The following is an 18,559-nucleotide window of genomic DNA, read 5'->3' as shown; positions in this document are numbered from 1 at the left end:
TAGGACTGCGGTGTTTCCCGCGGTGCGGTGGAGGTACGCCAGCCGCGCCACGACGGCGCGGTCCGGCGCGCGGTCGGATCCGGGGCAACTCCGTCGGGGGCCGCCGCGGTGAGCCCGCGCGGTGCAGCGCCGTCGGGGCCGGACAGGAGGCCGCACACCGTCCCCTCGGGCACCGGGCGCCCCGACCGGTCACACCCGCGCGCACAGGGGCCGCCCCGACCGGTCACACCCGCGCGTACAGGGCTTCGATCTCATCCGCGTACGCCCTCGTCACCTCGGCGCGCTTGACCTTCAACGACGGGGTGAGCTGCCCGTTCTCCTCGGTGAACGCGCCGGGCACGATGCGGAACCGACGGATCGACTCGGCGCGGGACACCGCCTCGTTCGCGTAGTCCACCGCCCGCTGCACGTCCGCGATCAACTCGGGGTCGTCGCAGAGCGCGGCCGGCGGGGTGTCCTTCGGGCGACGGCGCACCGCGAGCCAGTGCGCCACGGCCTCCGCCTCCAGGGTGACCAGCGCGGCCACGTACGGGCGGCGGTCGCCGACGACGACGCACTGCCCGACGGGCGGTCGGCTGCGCAGCCGGTCCTCCAACACGGCGGGCGACACGTTCTTGCCCCCGGAGGTGACGATGAGGTCCTTCTTCCGCCCGGTGATCGTCAGATGGCCGTCGTCGTCCAGGCCGCCGAGGTCGCCGGTGGCGAACCAGCCGTCGGTCCGGCACTCCCGGCTGGCGGCGGGGTCGTTCCAGTACGCGTCGAACACGATGTCGCCCCTGATCAGCACCTCGCCGTCGGCCGCGATCCGGACGGCGGTGCCGGGCACCGGCAGCCCGACCGTGCCGGGCCGCGGGGCGAGCGGCGGCGAGATGGTGGCGGCCGCGGTGGTCTCGGTGAGCCCGTACCCCTCGTACACCACCACCCCGGCCGCGTAGAAGAACAGCATCAGCCGGCGGTCCAGCGGCGATCCGCCGCTGATGGCGTACCGCAGCCGGCCGCCGAGTTGGCTGCGGATGCGGCGGTACACCAGCAGGTCGTACAGCGCGTGGGCGGCGGTGAGGGCGAGCCCGGGACCCCGTCCGGTGCCGAGGTGCCGGGCGAGGTGCGCCTCGCCGTACCGCACCGCGACGGCGTCCGCGCGGGCGAAGGAGGCACCCCGGCCCATCCGTTCGGCGATCGCCCGCCCCGTGTCGTGGATCTTCTCGAAGAGGTAGGGCACCCCGACGACGAACGTGGGTCGAAACTCCCGCAGTTGCGGCCGGAGCTCTTCCGGTTTGATGCTGGGGCAGTGGCCGACCTCGATCCGGGCGAGCAGGCAGGCGATCTGGATGGTGCGCCCCAGGACGTGCGCGAGCGGCAGGAAGAGCAGCGTCGACGCGGTCTGCCGGGTGACTTCCCGGAAGACGGGGTGCAGCAGTTCGACCGTGTTCGCGGCCTCGGCGTGCAGATTGCCGTGGGTCAGGACGCAGCCCTTGGGCCGGCCCGCGGTGCCGGAGGTGTAGCAGATGGTGGCGACGGAGTCGGGGGTGACCGCGAGCCGTCGCTCGGTCACCTCCGCGTCCCTCAGTTCGGCGCCGAGGGCGGTCAACTCCGCCAGCGCACCGGCGTCGATGCGCCAGACGGCGGGCGGCTGCGGCAGTTCGCGGGCGGCCGCGTCGACGACGGCCGCCAGTTCGTCGTCCTCGACGACCACGTGCGTCACGGCCGCGTCGGCGAGGATCCAGGCGACCTGTTCCGCTGACGAGGTGGCGTACAGGGGTACGGACTGTCCCCCGGCCGCCCAGATCGCGAAGTCGAGCACCGTCCACTCGTAGCGGGTGCGGGACATGATCGCGACCCGGCCGCCGGCCGCCACACCCGTTGCGATCAGCCCTTTTGCCACCCCGGTGACCTCGTCGGCGAAGGCCGCCGCGGTGACGGGTCGCCAGGCGCCGTCGTCGCCCCTGCGCCGTAGGATGATCGATTCGGGTGCTTGCTGCACATTGTCGTAAGGTATGTCGCCAGTGCTGCCGGTGGCAGAGGTCCGGGCCAGCCGTGCGGTGCGCACCTCCCGTACGACGCCGTCGCTCCGGACGATCTCCACCGGGGCACGGTCGACGAGGTCACCGCGCTGTTTCGCCCTCTTCAGGTCCTTGCGTACGCCCATGGTCGGCTCCTGTTCGCGCGGTGCGGGCGGGGAGTTGCCGGGACACGACGCCACGGGGTGACGCGTCGAAGGGCAACTTACTCGTGCGTAGGAAGAAATCAATGGGGCGGCCGGGAAGGGCCACCGCACAGAGAAGGACGGACATCGTGACCGCGTCGCCGCTCGTTCCCGTACCCATTCCCGACCGCGTGGCCGTGCTGATCGGCTCCTGCATGCCGGAGCACGTGCTGTGCGCCGAGATCGAGGCGGACCGGGCGGCCCGGCTGCTGCACTGCTTCCGCGGCCCGCTCGACGTGGCCGGGCGCGCGGAGCGGGAGCGGACGCTGTCGGTGCTGGCGCGGGCGAACAAGGTGCTGGCGGCCCACAACCCGCGGCTGATGGTCCTGCCGGACTGACTCCTGCGGTGGGTTGCTCGATGCACGTCCGCTACCCGACGAACACCCGTCTCGATGAACATCCCGACCACTCGATGAACGCACCGTCTACTCGATGAACGTCCCGTCCACGTAGACCCAGGCGCCGGCGAACCGCTCGAAGGTGCTGCGCTCGCGCAGTTCGCCGCGCTTGCCGTGGTGGCGGTAGCGGGCCCGGAAGGTGACCGTGCCGGCGGAGTGGAACGGGCCGCCGTTCGTCGCCTCGGTGATCTCCAGCCCCTCCCACGCCATGCCGGGGTCCAGGTCGAGCTGCGCCGGTCGGGTGTCGGGGTGCCAGGTGCGCAGCAGGTACGCCGCGTCAAGGGCCACGAACGCGCTGTAGCGGGAGCGCATCAGCAGCTCGGCGGTGGGCGCCGCCGCCTCCCCCGAGTGGAACCGCCCGCAGCAGTCGCCGTACGTCGCGGGCAGCCCGCAGGGGCAGGGCGTGGCGGCGGTGAGTGCGGCGGGGTCGAGGGAGCGACGGGGGCGGGCGGGGCGTGGGGACATGGCTCCATTCTCCCGCAGCGGTCAGGGGGCGGCGCCCCGGGGCGGCCGTCAGGAGGGGTGGCCGTCAGGAGGGGTGGCCGTCAGGAGGGGTGGCCGGCGACGAAGGCACGGGCGCGGGCCCGAACCTCCGGCGGGATGCCGGGGCGTCCGTCGTCGATGGCGCCGTCGAGCATGTCTTCGACCACATCGCGCAGGAGTGGGCGGGCGGCTGGGCTGTGGGGCAGGGCGCACAGCGCGACGAGGCGTTGGGGAGATTCGGCCCCCAGCATTTCCAGGTACGCCTGGGCCTCATCCCACAGGCCATTCGGTTGGGACTCGGTCAGCAAACTGAGCAGCACGGTGGCGATGTGGTCCAGGTGTTCTTCGCCGTCCCGAACGCCCGTCCGGGCCGAGATGACGTACAGGACCACGTCGACCGGCAGCCGACGGGCGTCGAGGACGAGTTGCCGCAGTACCAACCGGCGCATCTCGAACTTGGTGTCCTCGTCGATGCTGGAGCCCCACGTCATGACCGTGGCGCAGTCGTAGTACCTGCGGGCGAGTTCGTCGGGTGCCGCGTCAAGGCCGCTCGTCAGCCAGAGGGCCGTCAGCGCGCGGGCCGCGGAGGTGGACGGGCCCACGGACGAACTCGTCACGGCCGTGACGGCGCCCGGCAGCACGGCGAAGAAGGGGTCCAGCGCGTGCAGCACGAGCAGGTCGTTGGTGCCGCCCGAGACCACCATCTTGTGGTGGACCTCGTCCGGCCGCGAGCGCGTCCAGCTCACCACCGCGTCCTCGTCGTCCAGTCGTCGCCCGTACAGCCAGTGGGCGTCCACCGGCTCCGGCTCGCCCGTCGTCCGTGCCGCCGCCGTGACGCTGAGGTCCTGTTGGTTACCCGTCCAGCACTGCCGCAGGTCCAGCGCGATGGCGAACTCCGTCCACTCCGACTCGCGGAACGCCGAGCGCCACAGCATCGCGCGCCGGTGCCAGAGCGCGGCGGGCTTGTCGGCGCCGGGGAAGAGCCGGCTGGCCCGCAGCGGCTCCGGGGAGACGAGGACGGCGAGCAGGACGACGTTCGCCGAGTACAGGCCGTGTCGGGAGGAGGTCGCCCGGACCTCGGGCCGGTAGTCGGCGTAGGCGTGTTCGGTTCGGTTGCGGTGGTCGGCCAGCACGGTCAGCAGCAGCTCGACGAGGCGTTCCCGCTCCTGCCCGGGCAGGAGTTCGATGCGGGCGGTCGCGAAGCGGAGTATCTGCCGGGAGGCGAGGGTGGCGTACGAGAGCAGGACGTAGGGCAGGTCGTCGTTGATCCGCGCACGCCCCACCGCGAGCGCCGGCCGCTGGGCGAGCAGCCCTTCCAGGAGCTGTACGGACAGCCGGGCGATCAGGTACTCGCCGAAGGTGGCATGCAGGAACTCGTACGTCGCGAGCCGCTGGACGTCCCGCAGCGCCTGGGAGCGCTGGACGAAGAAGAACCGGCCCAGCGCGATGTCCCCTTGGCCCAGCGGTGCCCGGCGACCGTCACTGACCGGCTCCGCGCGGCCGAGCAGTGCGGTGAGGTCGTCCTCGGCCTCCTGTGAGCTGATCCACTGGCGGCGGCGGTTGAGCATGCCGAAGGAGATCAGGGACAGCCGCTGGAGTTCCTGTTCGGCGCGCTCGGCGAGCCGGTGCCCGGTCAGGTCGTCGCCCGACTTGGCGACTTCCCTGGACGCGAAGGAGGTCAGCAGCTCTTCGTAGAGGTGGGACGCGTCGAAGGGGGTGTCGCCGACCGACTCCCGCTGGAGGGCGTTGGCGGTGCCGTCGTAGAGCGCGAGCATCAGCAACAGCAGGGGCTGGGAGGCGAGTTCTCCGTGGCGCAGGGCGATCGAGGCCGGCAGCGGAGTCAGCCCACGGCCGGCGAGGTACGAGCTGTTCAGCCGGTTCCACAGCTCCAGCCAACGGGTGACCTGCTCGGCGCTGAAGGGCTCCAGGCGTAGGGCTACGGCCCCCTCCGGGTAGCGCGGCCGGTCGGCGACCGCGGTGCGGCTGGTGACGATCGCGTACACCGGGCGGCCCTGGTCGGCCTCGCGTTCCTGGAAGCGGGCCACCCGCAGGAGGAAGTCGGACTGGCTGATGCCGGTGGCCTGGAGGAGTTCGTCGTAGCCGTCGAAGAGGAGCACGGGCACGGAGTCGCCGGCCGCGCGGACCAGTTCGGGCCAGGAGACGCGTTCGCCGGTCGCGGCGCGCACGGCCCACTCGATCTGGTCCTGCACGTCCAGGTCGGAGGGGACCTCGCGGAGCAGGATCCGTACCGGCAGATAGCCGGCGGACGGCAGCCGGGCGGCGAGGATCCTGGTCAGCACGGACTTGCCGGCGCCCGGCTGGCCGAGCACCATCAGCGGGGCGCGGGTCGTGGCGGGCGCGGTGAGCAGGCCGGACAGGCACTCGATGAGGTCGGACCGCGGCTCGACCTCGGACCAGAACTCCTCGTCGGCGGGTCCGCGCGACGAACCGGTCACGGCCCGCAGCCGGAAGTCGGGATCGACGTACCCCTCCTCCAGCGTGGGCAGGCACGCCCCGGCCGGGGCGTGCCCCTCGGAGAGGATCGGCTTGGTGAGGGCGGCGCGGTAGCCGGTGGTGAGGGACGCGGCGGCGTGCCGGTGCGGCCGGACGGCGCTGAGCCCGGCGAGGGCGGTCTCGACGCCGCTGAGCGAGCGGCGGACGAGGGTGCGGGTGGCCTGGTGGTCGACTTGCCCGGCCCAGAATCCGAATTCCGGCACCTCCACGGCGAGTTCGCCGTACAGCTGCTGGTAGCGCTCGCAGGCGAAGCCGGCGATCCAGCGGGCGGACGCGAGGAGCACGTCGTCGCGGCTCTCCGGGTCGAGCCGGTCGTAGACGGCGAGGCCGCTGACGAAGCGCACGAAGTGCTCTTGGAACGCCAGGTAGTTGGCGCGGACCGTGCTCACGTGGTTCTCGAACGGGCGGTGCGGCGCGGGCGGGTCCACCCGTAGCTCGACCAGCGCCTCGAACAGGTCCGCGCCCGGCGCCGCCCCGCTCGCGATCGCCGCCTGGTCCCGCCCCGTCAGCTCCAGCTCCTCCAGTCGAAACGGCATCTCCACCTCCCCCAACGCCTCGAACCAGGCCGTGATCACCAAGACGGAGTGGGCGGCGTGGATCCGGTCCGTACGGGTCACGCGGTCCGCGTCGCCGAGGGACCCGCGCAGGTTCGCGGTGAGGTCGCGGCCCAGCCGCAGCACCCGCCCCCGGGCGTCGAGCATGTTCAGCACGGCGTCGCTGACGCCGGCCGTCGCCACGGACAGGACGCCCCCGAGCGCCCGGTCGGCGGCGACGAGCGCCGCGCTGTCCCCCGTCAGGATCGCGACCGCGTCGCGGTAACTGATCTGTCGTCGCCCTCGCAACCGAACCCCCGTGATTCCCGGTCGACTTGTCGTCGGGGTCCGGTGTACCACAGGCCCGCCGAACGTGGACGACAAGTCGACTCTCCGGGTCAGGGGCGGGCGTGGCCGCGGCCACCGGGATGCCCGGGTGCCGGTGGCGCGGCCGCCTCGAAGGTCACCGCCTCCGCCGTCGCCACGAACTCCGGATCCGAACCAAGCGCGTGCTCCGCGACCCGCGATACGACGGACGGCGGGATGTCGTCCAGGCCGTACGTCGCGTGCGCGTCGTGCGGCACTATGACGTGCAGCCCGTGCTCCACCGCTCCGAACGCCGTCGCGCTCACGCACATCTCGGAGAGCACGCCCGCGATGACGACCGCACGCACCCCGTGCCCGTCCAACAGCTCGCCCAGCGCCGTTCCCTCGAAGCCGTCGTCGCTCACCTTGCGGACCACGACCTCCCGCGCAGACTCCCGCACCGGCAGGTACAGCTCCCAGCCCGGCTTCCCCCGCTCGTCCACGGCACCGGTCTCACCGTCATTGCGCAGATGCACGACGACCGCACCGGCCCCCCGGGCCCGCTCCAGGAGCACGCCGAGCCGATCGACGACCCGATCGGCGTCGGGCACGGCCTCCGGGCCCGACAAGAACGCCGTCTGCGCGTCGACCACGATCAGCGCCTGCGCCGGCACGCTCGGGGCCTCCTTGTACGGAACGGAGTGCCACACCCCGTCCCGTACGAAACCGCCCTCTTGTGCTTCGGTCTCCACCATGTGCACCGCCCCGCCTCAACGATCGACAACGCCGTTGATCACCACCGTACGCGCTCTCGCGCCAACGCCCGCGGGCCTGTGGATAACTCCGCTCACCCCTGCCGCCGAACCGTGCCGAACCGCGCTGACCAGCACCGCAGCACATGCGCAGCGACATCCATGCCCTCGGGTTATCAGCACGGGTATTGGACGCCCCGCCCGCCGACCGCCCAGGCTGTCGACATGGATCCGCCCGGCTCAGCGCGGACCGCACCCACTCTCGGGAGTCATCGTGAAGGCAGTCGTCATCGGTTCGACCGGCATCATCGGCGGTGCCGTCGTCACCGCCCTGGAAGGCGTGGGCCACGAGGTCGTGAGGGCCTCGCGCCGCGGACCGCTACGGGTGGACCTGGAGCAACCGGACTCCGTCGACGCCCTGTTCGCGGCGGTCGGCCCGGTGGACGCGGTGATCGTCACCGCCGGCAGCGGCGCGCTGGTCCCGCTGCTGGGCTCGACGGAGGACGAGCTGTTCACCGGCCTCCAAGGCAAGCTGCTGGGCCAGGTGCGGCTGGTGCGCCGAGCCGTGGGATCCGTCCGCGACGGCGGATCGATCACCCTGACCTCCGGCGCCATCCCCCAGGTCACGACCGGCGCGTCCTTCGGCGCGCTCACCAATGCGGGGCTGGACGCCTTCGTCCGCCACGCCGCCCTGGAGTTGCCGCGCGGAGTCCGGCTCAACGCCGTCAGCCCCGGCTGGGTGCGGGAGACCCTGGTGGCGCTCGGCCCCGAGGTGCGCGCGGAGTTGGAGGTGGACGTCGCCGAGGGGACGCCCGCCTCCGAAGTCGCCGAGGGATACGTAGAGTTGGTGACGGGCCGGGAGACCGGGCGCCGCGGCTCGTGGACGGCCACGGGCTGGCAGCTCACCTGACCCGTCGCGGCAGAGCCCCGCCGAGCCCCGTTGAAGCCTTCGTCGCACTGCGCTTCACGGCACCCGCCCGCCCGCCGGCGCATCGGCCCGCCCGGGCGCCGTGCGCGCCGCCGGCACCCGCACCCCGGCCAGCCGGTGCTGCAACCGGGCGTGCCGGAACTGGTACACCGGCCCCACCTGGCGCAGCACTCCCAGCCGGTGCGCATCGGCGAGGAACGTCTGCAACCGCCACGGAAGCCGCCCGCGCACCGCGAAGACGGTCCGCGCCGCGCAGTAGTACGGCCAGGCGTACGCCGACAGCGTCAACGCTCCCCCGGTGAGCCCGAGCGCCGCGACCCCAATCAACAGCTGCCAGATGAGGTAAGGCTGGACACCCGTACCGGAGTTGAGGGCGACGATGGGGACGCCCGTGAGGACCACCCCGGTGACGCCGTTGACGACCGCGATCAGGCGATCGGCCCTGAGCGAGGTCTTCGGGGTGGTGAACTCGCCGGGTGACGTGGTGCTGCGGACCCAGCCGAGGACGGCCTGGGCCGCCCCCGTGCCCGCGCCGAACGCCATCCCGTGCACCCACGCCGTGACGGAGTCCGACTCGAAGAAGGACCCGCCGGCGAGTGCGGCGAGGGTGACGCCCCCGAACAGGGTGACGGCCAGGACCGTCACCGCCGCCGCGGGCAGGCGCTGGCGCCAGTGCCGCAGGGCCAGGGCGCCGCGCTGCGGCTGTCCGGGGGGCTGTGGCAGACCCGAGCTGAGCAGGGCCATCAGCGCGGGGAATCCGTACAGCCCGGCGAAGGTGGCGGCGGTGCCCAGCGCGTTCCACACTCCGCTTCCCCGGCTGAGTTCCACGAAGAAGAACGGGGAGCTGGCCGCCAGGCCGCCGCCCAGGCCGATGAGCACGAGCGCGGTGGTCGGCGGGATCGCTCCACTGGGTCGTTCCGCGATCCAGGAGGCGACGCACTGCATGCACACGACGCTGACCACCGTGGTGGGCAGCCACATGAGGGCCTCGGCGGGCGCCCAGTGCGCGTCGGCCGCCGTGAGCAGCAGCACGTAGAAGCTCCCCAGCCACAGCGGCATGGCGACGGCCGTGACGCCGCCCCAGACCGCGGCGCGCCGCCAGGGGCGGGCCAGCGCCGGCACCCAGTGGTAGAGCTGCCACCAGGCCAACTCGTACGTGCCGCGGGCTTCCATGCCGCGGGCGAGGAAGGTGAGGTAGCGCCGGGCGCGGTGCGGGTCCCAGCGGTGCCAGCCGGCGGGACCCGTGCGGTGGGCGCGGGCGAAGAGGGTGGGGACGAGGGCGTCGAGCAAATGGTGCTCGACGGCCTCCGCGGTGGGGAAGCGGCGGGGGTCGCCCAGCTCCGCCGGATCGCCCGGCGCGTCCGCGTACACGGCCCTGGCCAACGCCACCGTCAAGGGGCTCGCCAGCGCCTTGGCGGCCGCACCCTCCGGTTCCCGCGCCAGGTGCTCGACGAGCGCGTCCCAGGGTTCTTGCCGCGGGCCGGGCGGGGTGGCCAGGCGCAGCAGGGCGATGGCGTCGTCGGGACGTACCGGCGCGGGGCTGACGACCGCGGCACCGGCCAGGACGTCGGCGTCGGCGACGGCCGCCGCGTAGTCGTCGGTGCGGCAGGTCAACACCAGCGGGGTGTGCGGGTCGAGCGTGTCGTTGAGTGCCCGCAGGACCGCGGCGCGACCGGTTTCGGGGCATTCGTCGAGGGCGTCGAGCACCGGCAGGACCAGGCCGTCGGCGAGCAGGTCGGCGACCGCGCTGGGGCCGAAGGTGTCGGCGTCCGCCACCTGCGGGTAGTCGGCGAGGATCCGGCGCCGCAGCCAGGTCTCGACGGTTTCGTGGCTCGGGTCGAAGGAGGCGAGGGAGAGCAGCACCGGTACGGGTTCGTCCGCTTCCCGGTCCCGCAGCAGGGCGAGGGTCAGCAGTACGGCGAAGGTCGTCTTGCCCGACCCCGCCGGGCCCAGGACGACCAGCCGTCGACGCGGCAGCCCGCGGAAGGTGGCCGCCAGCTCGTCCGCCTGGTCGGCCCGGCAGGTGACCGGGTCGCCGATGAGCTGTCGGTGGTCGGTGACGCGCCGCAGGGGGCAGTCCTCCCACACCACGGGAAGCGGCGCGGGGTCGAAGAGTTGGCGCAGCGCCGCCTCGTTCCGCCACTGCCGGCGCACCAGCCGGGCCAGGATCCGGGCCGCGTCGGTGACCTGGACGGGGGTGGAGGCGGCGCCGTGCCGGGGGTTGCGCCGCCAGGCCCACATCGCCATCACGCCGAACAGGCCGACCACGGCCGCCACCACCGAGCTGGCGCTCGCGGCGTCCTCGGGGACCGCCCTGGCCCACAGGGCGACCAGGCCGATGGTCACCACGGCGCACACCAGCCACGTCAGTACCCACCGCCATCGCATGTTGCCCACTCCTCGCCCGCATTGAGCGTCCGCTCGGTCCTCGACGGCGTCCGGTGCCCGTCCGGGACGTCCACGTCTGCGGCTGCATGTGCACCTGTGTCTGCGTGCACGTCCACGTCCGGGTCCGCGCCCGTGCGTCTCACGCCGGTCGGCGTCCTAACGGCGCTCCGCAGGCGCCCTGCCACGGCCGCCGATCGTCCTCGTCGGAGGCGATGCGCCGCAGCCGTACGGGGCCCCGTTCACCGGGACGGGGGACACGGCGCCACGCTTACGGCACCGTCAGCGGCACCGACGAGCTGACGCCGGGGCGAGTGCACGCCGGCCCGGCGCATGGCGGCGCCTGCACTACGTAGCAGGTCAGCGCGGTGGAAACGACGAACGGCGTGCGGGTTGCTGTCCCGCACGCCGTTTCTTCACGCTGCGCTCCAAGAGCGCTCTCCCCCGGAAGAGGGAGGACGGACACGATAAGTGTCCTTCGGACCCGTCGGATAACGGTCCGTCGATGTTGCTGGTGGTGGTGCGGGTACCGGTGGATGCGTCGATGGAAATCACAACCCTGCGACTCGTAGCTCGTAGGTGAGTCCGCGAACGGTCTCAGGTCAGCAGGAAGTCGGCCTTGCCCGACTTGGCCCCCTGGATGAACGCGGCGATCTCCCCCGGGGTGTAGATCAGCGCGGGACCGTCGGGGTCGGCGGACTGCCGCACGGCGACCCGGCCGTCGGCCAGCTTCATCGTCTCGAAGCAGTTGCCGCCGTTCCCGCCGCTCCACGGCTTGTGCCAGCCCACGTCGCCCAGCTCGTGGGCCGGCATGCCGTTGTATATGTGGTCCATTTACAGCTCCTTGCGGAGATCGTTGAGGATCTCCTTCGTGCGTTGTGCAGTCGCGGCCTGAGCCGCCATGCGGTCCAGGACCTCCAGGTGGGAGGCCACCTCCGGACGTGCGTCGAGGTAGACCGCGCCGCTGAGGTACTCGCTGTAGACCATGTCCGGGAGTTCGGGGACGGCGAACCGGAACAGCACGAACGGCCCGTAGGTGCCGGGGTGGTGTCCGGACGCGAACTCCGCGATCTGCAGCGTGACATGGGGCAGCTCGGCGCCTTCGAGCAGCCGGTCGACCTGGGCCCGCATGACTCCGGGCCCGCCGACGGGTCTGCGGAACACCGTCTCGTCCATGATCACCCACAGTCGGGGGGCATCGGGTTGCAACAGCAGGGACTGCCGCTCCATCCGCAGCGCCACGTGGCGCTCGATGTCCTCGGGATCGGTCTGGCCGACGGCTCCGCTGAGCATGATCGCCCGCGCGTAGTCCTCGGTCTGCAGCAGACCGGGCACGAAGTGCGGCTCGTACGCCCTGATCAGGCTCGCGGCACCCTCCAGGCTGACGTACATGCTGAACCAGCCCGGCAGGACGTCGTGGAACCGCTGCCACCAGCCCGGCTTGTTCGCCTCCTCCGCCAGCTCGATGAAGCCGCGCGCCTCCTCCTCGCTGATCCCGTAGGCGTCCAGGAGCAACTGGACGTACGGGATCTTCAGCGCGACCTCGGCGGTCTCCATGCGGCGAATGGTGCCCGCGGCGACGCGGAGGACCTTCGCGGCCTCCTCACGCTTGAGTCCGGCGCGTTCCCGCAGATCCTGCAGGCGCTTACCGAGGACGACCTGCCCCACCGTGGGGGCGGACCGCGGTTCACTCACTTCGAAGACCTCCCCACGTGCTGGTGCAAGCAGTCTGCCACGCACCCAGTGTCGCTGAATATGCCCACTCTGAAAAATTCACAGTGGCCCTTGCCAAAATGTCGATTGCAGGGCGACAGTGGTCGTGTGAACCACGACACGCGCCATGCCCCACTCCTGGACCCGTGCTCGGAGGCCGACCACCACCGGTACGGCTTCGAGCTCCCGGCGCGCGTCGAGTACGTGTCACGTGCACGCAAGCTCACCCGGGACCGGCTCGACTGTTGGGGCATAGCCGGCGACGTCCACGACACCGCGATGCTCGTGATGTCCGAGCTGGTGACGAACGCGGTCGTGCACAGCGGGAGCCATCTCATCTCCTGTGAGTTGTTGAACGACGTGAAGCACCTGCGGATCAGCGTGCGGGACCAGGGCTGTGCGCCCACCGGCCCGCACGTTTGCCATTCCAGGGCCGCCGAGGAGAGAGGCCGCGGGCTGCTGCTGGTGGAGACGGTGTCCGCCGCGTGGGGCGCGCACGCCTCCCAGCACGGCACCGGCCGCACCGTCTGGGCGGACCTCGCCCATCTGCACGTGCCGTACGGAGTCACCTTTCCCCGGCCCGCGGAGCGGCCGTGCTGAGGCACCTCGCGACCTTCCTGCGCACCTGCGGTCCGTACGGACTGCCGCACGCCGCACCCGCCCGCCCCGCCCCGCCCCGTGCGGGGCGCACATCGCGTACCCCCCGGGGGCACCGCACCCCGGTGACCACCGGGCTCACCGCCGGCACGGGGGACGTCGCCCCCCTGGTCCGGCTCGTCCTGCCGGCGACGATCGTGCCCACCCTCGGCTGCGACGCGGTGGGCGTGCCCGCCCGCCACGGCTTCCGGCTGCTGGCGCGGCTGCCGCGCAACGGCTGCGTGTTCGCCGACGCCGACTGGTGGTGGTGGATCGTCCCCGCCGGCTCCGACCAGGAGCTGACCTGGCCGCTGCCCGCCCACTACGCCGAGGGAGCGCACGTACCGGCCGACCGACCGCGCCTCGTCCACTGGCCCGACGACGACAGCCCCTACACACCGCCCATCCCGCTCTATCTGATGGCCTGTCAACTCACCGGCACCGCACCGCTGTGGCGGGTCGGCGTCGGCGGCCGGGCCTAGGCCGCGATGACCGTCGGAGCCGGCAAGTCCGTCGCGGCCGTCGATCTGCCGTCCGAGCACCCGGCCGAGGCCGGGGCGGATAGGCTTTTGTGCATGTCGGAAGCCAACTCCGCCCCTGAACGGCAGGGGCTCACACCACGCCAGGCCCGCCGGGTCCGGATAGCCCTCTCCGCGACGATCATGATCGCGGTGGGTGCGGTCCTCGCCCTCCGGCTCGGCAGCACGCACTCGGTACTGACGATGGGCTTCTACGGCTTCGCGCTGATCCTCTCGGGCAGCGCGCTGGTGCTCAGCAAGGCGGGGCGTACGCGCGTGGCCACCGCGGTGCTCGGCGCCGGGGTCGCCCTGGTGCTCGCCGCCGAGTGGGCCGTGGCGTCGCTGCGCTGAGCGGCCACGAACGGCCGTGGTACCACGGGGAACCACGGTCCACGGGGGAATGGGGGAAGGGGGAGAGGTCCAGGCCCCGGCTCGGGGAAGGCGGGGGCCTGGACCTCGTCGGTACGGAACCATGCGGCGCGTCTTTCAACGGGTCCGCCGGCACGTGGTCGGCGGATGAAGGACAGGAACAACTCGACTGGCGGGGAAACGGGTTCACCACGGGGACACCGGGAAGCACAGGGACACGGGTTCACCACGGGGACACCGGGAAGCACAGGGACACGGGTTCACCACGGAGACACGGGGAAGCACAGGGGCAGCACGGGGCCGTACGGTTCAGCGGCCGTACGTCGAAGGACGCGTCGTCTCACGAGAGGTTCACGGTGTGCTGAGTGACGTCCACGACGAGGGCGGCGTGCGTCCGCCCGCGACCGTCGTCACGCGCCGGACGACGGCGGCCGACGCCGCACCCGAGTCGTCCGTTGCTTCAAGGGGGCTTCAGGAGTCCGTTGTGGCATGCAGTCATGTTCCTGGCTCGGCCCGATCATGACAAGGGCCGAGCCGGGTGGAACGTCCGCTCCCACCTCAGGTGCCGGAGACGGCCCGCAGGTGGGACTTGCCGCGACGGTCGTCGGGAGTGCCGGCGCGCCGGGGCTCGCGGAGCACCAACGTCATGCGGGTGTACCCGTCGTCCTGGAGCGTCCCCGGGGTCTCGTCCACGATGCGGCACTCGGCGTGGCCCCACCCCGGGTCGGGGTGGTACACGGTCCGGACCGCGCCGTCGTGGTGGACGGCCGCCGCACCGGTCGCCCGGACCCAGTGCGGCAGTCCGAAGCGGTAGGCGGCGTCCATGATCGGGTCGTTCTCGATGTCCTTGCGGATGGCCTGGAGCTCGCCGTCGTCCGCCCAACGCTCAAGGGCGGATTCGAGTTGGGCCAGCAACGGCAGGCACCAACTCGTCTCCCGGTCGCCGAGAACCGAGCCCGCCTCCGGGTGGAAGAGCACGAACCTCAGGAAGTTCTGGTCCGGCATGGCGGTGGGGTGGGGGCCGATGCCCCGGAACAGCGCCTGGAACGCCGGGTTCACATGGGCGACGTCCCAGCGCCGGTCGAAGAGCACCGACGGCAGGGGCACCGCGTCCATCATCGTGGCGTAGTCGCTCAAGTACGCGCGCGCGGCGGCGTCCAGGGAGGGGGCGTCGTCGATCGAGTCGGACGGCGCGGCCACGGGCGGGAAGGGGAACAGCGGCCCGACCGGGGTGCGGTAGGGGAACGCGGGCCCGGAGGGACGGGCGGGGCCGAGCGGAACCGTCGTGGACGCCGGGGAGACGGGGGACGGCGGCATCTCGCGGTCGACCGCGAGCCTGAAGAGCCAGCCGCCCTGCTGGTCCGTCATCTCCAACGCCTTGACGAGCGCGGCGAGTCTGTCCTCGGTCCACTCGTGGGCGGGGGTGCTCTCCCACACGTCGTAGGTGCCGGCGCTGATCTCCAAACGGGCCGCCATGTCGTCCGGGGACAGCCCGAGCTCTTCCCGCCGACCCCGCACAAGGTCGGCGAACCTCCTCGTCCTGAGGGTGCCGCGGCCTGTACCCGCGCACCCCCTGCGCCCGTGGACACCAGGACGGTTGATCTCCGCCTCATGTGTCATCGAGAACGCCACCCTTCCCGAAGTCCTGCCGCGGCGGCGTCATTCGATCTTTACTCCGCCCTTGGTGATCCTGCGCCTCTTCTCAAGCACATGTCAACTATCGTGGCATTCCGCGCCAGCGTTCGCCGATATCCCGCCACAGCTGTGGCAAAACATGGCCCCAGCAGCGCGAACCGGTTAATCTCCCCGGAGCCAACTGTGTGCGGAGCCCTCTCGCGTGATCTAGGAGACCTACTGGTGACAGACGGCTTCTCGGTTCCGGGCCCGGCAGCCGCAGACACTCTGACGGCGTCCGTGGCCCGCGTCGCCGAACTCGCGGACCGACTCGGCCTGAGTCGCGACGAGGTCTTCGGCGTGGAGCAGCTCTCCGAGGCGTCAGGCGTGCCCGCCCCGGTGGTCGCCGCGCTGCTCGAAGGGCGCCCCGCCGGCGAGCCCGACCTCCAGGCGCGCTTCCTGCAACGTCTCGACCTGCTGCGCCGCACACGGCTGAAGGGGAACGGCCGCCGCTACACCCAGCAGGAGATCGCCGACGGCGCCGCGATGTCCCGGCAGCAGGCCGGCGCCCTGATCAACGGCGACCGCCGGCCCACCATGGAGCACTGCGACGCGATCCAGCGGTTCTTCGGCGTGCACGCCGGGTTCCTCACCGCCGACGACACGGACGCCCTGCACGGCGCGCTCCAACGCACCGAGCAGCGGCTGCTCCAGGACTACGCCGGGGAGGGCGACCCGCTGGAGCGGCTGCTCCAGGACCACGGCGTGCGCGGCATCGCCTGGCGCGCCGCACAACTCCCCACCGACAAGCACCGCGACAAGGTGACCGAATGGCTCGACATGCTCCTGGAGAGCGTCAAGCCGACCGAGCCGAAAGAATCGGCCGATTCCCAGGATTAGGACAGCGCCAACCCGACGGAAACCTGACTTCAGAATGAGCCCCTGTCCGCGACAGGATTTCCGGACACGGTCGACGGCCGCGGGAAGCTGACGGGGAGAGGAGAACGGTGAGCATTGGCAAGGAGATGCGTCGGCTCTGCGGTGAGTTGGTCGCGGGCATCGACCTGCCCGCGCCCGCGGACCCCGCCGATCTCTACACGGCCCTGTGCAGCGGCATGAGCAGGCACCGCGGCCGACCGGTGCGCTACCGCACGGCCGTCTTCCCGCCGGGCACCGCGAGCGGGCTCTGGCTCGACATGACCGACCAGGACCTCGTCGTCATCGAGGAGCGCACCGCACCCGATCATCAACTGGTGATTCTCGGCCACGAGTTGTGGCACATGAAGGCCGGTCACTGTAGCCACCACATCGAGGGCGCCGCCGTCGCCGCCCGGCTGCTGAGCGACGAGGCCGACCTCCAGGACACCGTCCTCAAGGTTGCCGCCAGGACCCGCTTCGACCAGTCGGAGGAGAACGAGGCGGAGACCTTCGGCCTGCTGCTGGGCAGCAAGTGCCGCTCCTGGCTGGCGGGTTCCTCCGCGCGCGGGCCGCGCTGTCGCGACGGTCTCGCCGGACGCATCGAGGCGTCCTTGGGATACCGCGGGCCCCAGGGCTGACCTGGATGCACAGAGCCACGCGCACGGCGCGGACGGGCCGCGTCGCCGCACCGCCCGTCGCCGGGACCGGGGGCCGGGCGCCCCTGGAGTCGAAAGCCGGTCGGGACACGGTGCGCCGCCACAACCTCAGCCTGGTGCTGCGGGCGGTCCGCGACGCCGGCGAGATCACCAGGGCGGGGGTGTCGGCCCAGGTGGGTCTGACCCGGGCCGCCGTCTCCTCCCTCGTCGAACAGCTCCTGGAGAGCGGCTTCCTGTCCGAGTCCGGGAAGAGCTTCAGCGGCCAGGCCGGGCGCCCCGGCACGGTCCTCAAGGTCGCCCGCACCGGCGTCGCCGGCCTCGGCGTGGAGATCAACGTCGATTACGTCTGCGTCTGCGTCGTCGACCTCGCGGGCACCGACCGGGTCCGGCTGGTGGAGCACCTCGACAACCGGGGGGCCGCGCCGTCCCGGGTGCTCGCCCGCGCCGCGCGGATCGCGACCCGGGCCCTCGTCTCCGCCGACGAGCAGGACCTGCACCCGGTGGGGGCCGCGCTCGCCCTGCCGGGCCTGGTGTCCGCGGGCACCGTCCGGGCCGCCCCCAACCTGGGTTGGAGCCGGGTGCCCGCCGAGGACCTGTTCGCCGACGCGCTCGCCGGCCACCGCACCAAGTCGCCCGCGCTGCCGGTGCGTTCCGAGAACGAGGCCAACCTCGCCGCCCTTGCCGAGCTGTGGTTCGGCGGGCTGGGCGAAGCCCGTACGTTCCTCTATCTCACCGGGGAGATAGGCGTCGGCGGGGCCCTGGTGATCGGTGGCGAGCTGCTGCGGGGTGCGCACGGCTTCGCCGGGGAGATAGGCCACGCAGTCGTCTCCCCCGACGGCCCCGAGTGCCGGTGCGGCTCGCGTGGCTGCCTTGAGCAGTACGCCGGCCAGTCCGCGCTGTTGCGCGCGGCGGGCCTCGACGAGTCCGACGGGGCGAGCGCCGTCGCCGAGCTGGTCCACCGCGCCCGGGCCGGGGACGAGCGGGCGCTGACCGCGCTGGCGCGGGCGGGGGTGATGCTCGGCCGGGTGCTGTCCGGGGCGGTGAACCTCTTCGACCCCGACGCCGTCGTCCTCGGCGGGATCTACCGTCCGCTGGTGCCCTGGCTCGCGCCGCCCGCGGCACGGGAGTTGGGCTCGCGGGTGGTGTCGGGGCTGTGGCCGCCGGGCGCGGCCCGGCTGCGGGCCTCCTCCCCAGCGGCGGACGCCGCGCGCGGTGCCGCGGCCTTCGTCGTCCAGGACGTCCTGACCGACCCGCTCACCGTCAGCGGCCGCACGGCCGGCTGAGCCCGCCCCCCTCATGCCCTCCGGGCGATGCCGATGCCCTTCACGGGCGCGGGTCGTGTCCGGACAGTCCGGTGCGCATGTTTGTGCGGGTGGACGTGGGCGCCGTTTCCCTGCGGAACGTTGGTCTTCGCGGCCCGGTGGTGGGCTTGTCGCGCAGTTCCCCGCGCCCCTAAAACCCCCCAGCCCTCTGGGCGTGGGTGGGGGTGCCCCCGTGCCCGCAGGGCACAGGGGGAGGAACTGCGCGAACGACCCACCACCGGCCGGTGGAGACCGATGCTCCCGCGGGGAAACGGCGGCCACGTCCACCCGCACGATGAAGCGCACGAAACGTTCCGGGGCTCGGGGCGGGC

16 protein-coding genes are annotated in these 18,559 nt (G+C 72.4%); 8 read left to right on the top strand and 8 right to left on the bottom strand.

Annotation, left to right across the window (positions count from 1 at the left end):
- Window positions 1-223: 223 nt before the first annotated feature.
- Entirely contained in the window at window positions 224-2,146 is a 1,923-nt protein-coding gene (locus ACH4E8_RS21420) for an AMP-dependent synthetase/ligase (RefSeq protein WP_398450463.1), read from the bottom strand.
- Window positions 2,147-2,292: 146 nt separating this feature from the next.
- Between ACH4E8_RS21420 and ACH4E8_RS21415 the strand changes: the two genes are divergently transcribed.
- Entirely contained in the window at window positions 2,293-2,541 is a 249-nt protein-coding gene (locus ACH4E8_RS21415) for a hypothetical protein (RefSeq protein WP_398450461.1), read from the top strand.
- An 87-nt stretch (window positions 2,542-2,628) separates the two neighbouring features.
- On the opposite strand, the gene ACH4E8_RS21410 is transcribed toward ACH4E8_RS21415, so the two are convergent.
- The 3 genes from ACH4E8_RS21410 to ACH4E8_RS21400 all read right to left on the bottom strand — a co-directional run bounded on the left by ACH4E8_RS21410 (window position 2,629) and on the right by ACH4E8_RS21400 (window position 7,192).
- Window positions 2,629-3,066: a YchJ family protein gene (locus ACH4E8_RS21410; RefSeq protein ID WP_398450459.1), complete on the bottom strand. Its 438-nt coding sequence runs from the start codon at window positions 3,064-3,066 to the stop codon at window positions 2,629-2,631.
- Between the two features lie 80 nt (window positions 3,067-3,146).
- Window positions 3,147-6,440 (bottom strand): NACHT domain-containing protein, encoded by a 3,294-nt coding sequence (locus ACH4E8_RS21405; protein ID WP_398450457.1) that lies wholly within the window; start codon window positions 6,438-6,440, stop codon window positions 3,147-3,149.
- Between the two features lie 89 nt (window positions 6,441-6,529).
- Window positions 6,530-7,192, bottom strand: a complete 663-nt coding sequence (locus ACH4E8_RS21400; RefSeq protein WP_398450455.1) for an isochorismatase family protein — start codon at window positions 7,190-7,192, stop codon at window positions 6,530-6,532.
- 271 nt (window positions 7,193-7,463) lie between these two features.
- Between ACH4E8_RS21400 and ACH4E8_RS21395 the strand changes: the two genes are divergently transcribed.
- A complete protein-coding gene (locus tag ACH4E8_RS21395) occupies window positions 7,464-8,099 on the top strand; it encodes a short chain dehydrogenase (RefSeq protein WP_398450453.1) in 636 nt (211 codons plus the stop codon).
- A gap of 54 nt (window positions 8,100-8,153) precedes the next feature.
- On the opposite strand, the gene ACH4E8_RS21390 is transcribed toward ACH4E8_RS21395, so the two are convergent.
- The 3 genes from ACH4E8_RS21390 to ACH4E8_RS21380 form a co-directional block, all read right to left on the bottom strand.
- Window positions 8,154-10,505: an NACHT domain-containing protein gene (locus ACH4E8_RS21390; protein WP_398450451.1), complete on the bottom strand. Its 2,352-nt coding sequence runs from the start codon at window positions 10,503-10,505 to the stop codon at window positions 8,154-8,156.
- A 594-nt stretch (window positions 10,506-11,099) separates the two neighbouring features.
- Window positions 11,100-11,336: a DUF397 domain-containing protein gene (locus tag ACH4E8_RS21385; RefSeq protein ID WP_361533000.1), complete on the bottom strand. Its 237-nt coding sequence runs from the start codon at window positions 11,334-11,336 to the stop codon at window positions 11,100-11,102.
- Window positions 11,337-12,197, bottom strand: a complete 861-nt coding sequence (locus tag ACH4E8_RS21380) for a helix-turn-helix transcriptional regulator (protein WP_361532997.1) — start codon at window positions 12,195-12,197, stop codon at window positions 11,337-11,339.
- Window positions 12,198-12,323: 126 nt separating this feature from the next.
- Between ACH4E8_RS21380 and ACH4E8_RS21375 the strand changes: the two genes are divergently transcribed.
- The 3 genes from ACH4E8_RS21375 to ACH4E8_RS21365 all read left to right on the top strand — a co-directional run bounded on the left by ACH4E8_RS21375 (window position 12,324) and on the right by ACH4E8_RS21365 (window position 13,720).
- Window positions 12,324-12,815, top strand: coding sequence for an ATP-binding protein (locus ACH4E8_RS21375; protein ID WP_398450449.1), 492 nt, complete (start codon window positions 12,324-12,326; stop codon window positions 12,813-12,815).
- 164 nt (window positions 12,816-12,979) lie between these two features.
- Window positions 12,980-13,333 carry a hypothetical protein gene (locus ACH4E8_RS21370; protein WP_398450792.1) on the top strand — a complete coding sequence of 118 codons (354 nt, stop codon included), beginning with the start codon at window positions 12,980-12,982 and terminating at the stop codon, window positions 13,331-13,333.
- A 93-nt stretch (window positions 13,334-13,426) separates the two neighbouring features.
- Window positions 13,427-13,720, top strand: coding sequence for a hypothetical protein (locus ACH4E8_RS21365; protein WP_398450447.1), 294 nt, complete (start codon window positions 13,427-13,429; stop codon window positions 13,718-13,720).
- A 576-nt stretch (window positions 13,721-14,296) separates the two neighbouring features.
- Here ACH4E8_RS21365 and ACH4E8_RS21360 read toward each other — a convergent pair.
- Window positions 14,297-15,256 carry a transcriptional regulator gene (locus tag ACH4E8_RS21360; RefSeq protein WP_398450445.1) on the bottom strand — a complete coding sequence of 320 codons (960 nt, stop codon included), beginning with the start codon at window positions 15,254-15,256 and terminating at the stop codon, window positions 14,297-14,299.
- Window positions 15,257-15,595: 339 nt separating this feature from the next.
- On the opposite strand from ACH4E8_RS21360, the gene ACH4E8_RS21355 reads away from it, so the two are divergent.
- From ACH4E8_RS21355 to ACH4E8_RS21345, 3 genes are all read left to right on the top strand, one after another.
- Window positions 15,596-16,252, top strand: a complete 657-nt coding sequence (locus tag ACH4E8_RS21355) for a helix-turn-helix domain-containing protein (RefSeq protein ID WP_398450443.1) — start codon at window positions 15,596-15,598, stop codon at window positions 16,250-16,252.
- Between the two features lie 125 nt (window positions 16,253-16,377).
- On the top strand, window positions 16,378-16,908 hold the full coding sequence (locus ACH4E8_RS21350; RefSeq protein ID WP_398450790.1) for a toxin-antitoxin system, toxin component: 531 nt from the start codon (window positions 16,378-16,380) through the stop codon (window positions 16,906-16,908).
- Between the two features lie 5 nt (window positions 16,909-16,913).
- Window positions 16,914-18,209, top strand: coding sequence for an ROK family protein (locus ACH4E8_RS21345; protein ID WP_398450441.1), 1,296 nt, complete (start codon window positions 16,914-16,916; stop codon window positions 18,207-18,209).
- Window positions 18,210-18,559 lie beyond the last annotated feature (350 nt).

The sequence above is a fragment of the Streptomyces sp. NPDC017979 genome, assembly GCF_044328175.1.
In the GTDB taxonomy this organism is placed as follows: Bacteria; Actinomycetota; Actinomycetes; order Streptomycetales; family Streptomycetaceae; genus Streptomyces.
Note: the sequence above shows the minus strand (reverse complement) of the source record. Positions and strands in the feature narration are given on the sequence as shown.

Bases quoted from the DNA above. Each gene is read 5' to 3' on its own strand.
- ACH4E8_RS21385 (WP_361533000.1), bottom strand. From the start codon at position 11,336: ATGGACCACATATACAACGGCATGCCGGCCCACGAGCTGGGCGACGTG.
- ACH4E8_RS21365 (WP_398450447.1), top strand. From the start codon at position 13,427: ATGTCGGAAGCCAACTCCGCCCCTGAACGGCAGGGGCTCACACCACGC.
- ACH4E8_RS21410 (WP_398450459.1), bottom strand. From the start codon at position 3,066: ATGTCCCCACGCCCCGCCCGCCCCCGTCGCTCCCTCGACCCCGCCGCA.
- ACH4E8_RS21400 (WP_398450455.1), bottom strand. From the start codon at position 7,192: ATGGTGGAGACCGAAGCACAAGAGGGCGGTTTCGTACGGGACGGGGTG.
- ACH4E8_RS21350 (WP_398450790.1), top strand. From the start codon at position 16,378: ATGCGTCGGCTCTGCGGTGAGTTGGTCGCGGGCATCGACCTGCCCGCG.
- ACH4E8_RS21345 (WP_398450441.1), top strand. From the start codon at position 16,914: ATGCACAGAGCCACGCGCACGGCGCGGACGGGCCGCGTCGCCGCACCG.
- ACH4E8_RS21390 (WP_398450451.1), bottom strand. From the start codon at position 10,505: ATGCGATGGCGGTGGGTACTGACGTGGCTGGTGTGCGCCGTGGTGACC.
- ACH4E8_RS21420 (WP_398450463.1), bottom strand. From the start codon at position 2,146: ATGGGCGTACGCAAGGACCTGAAGAGGGCGAAACAGCGCGGTGACCTC.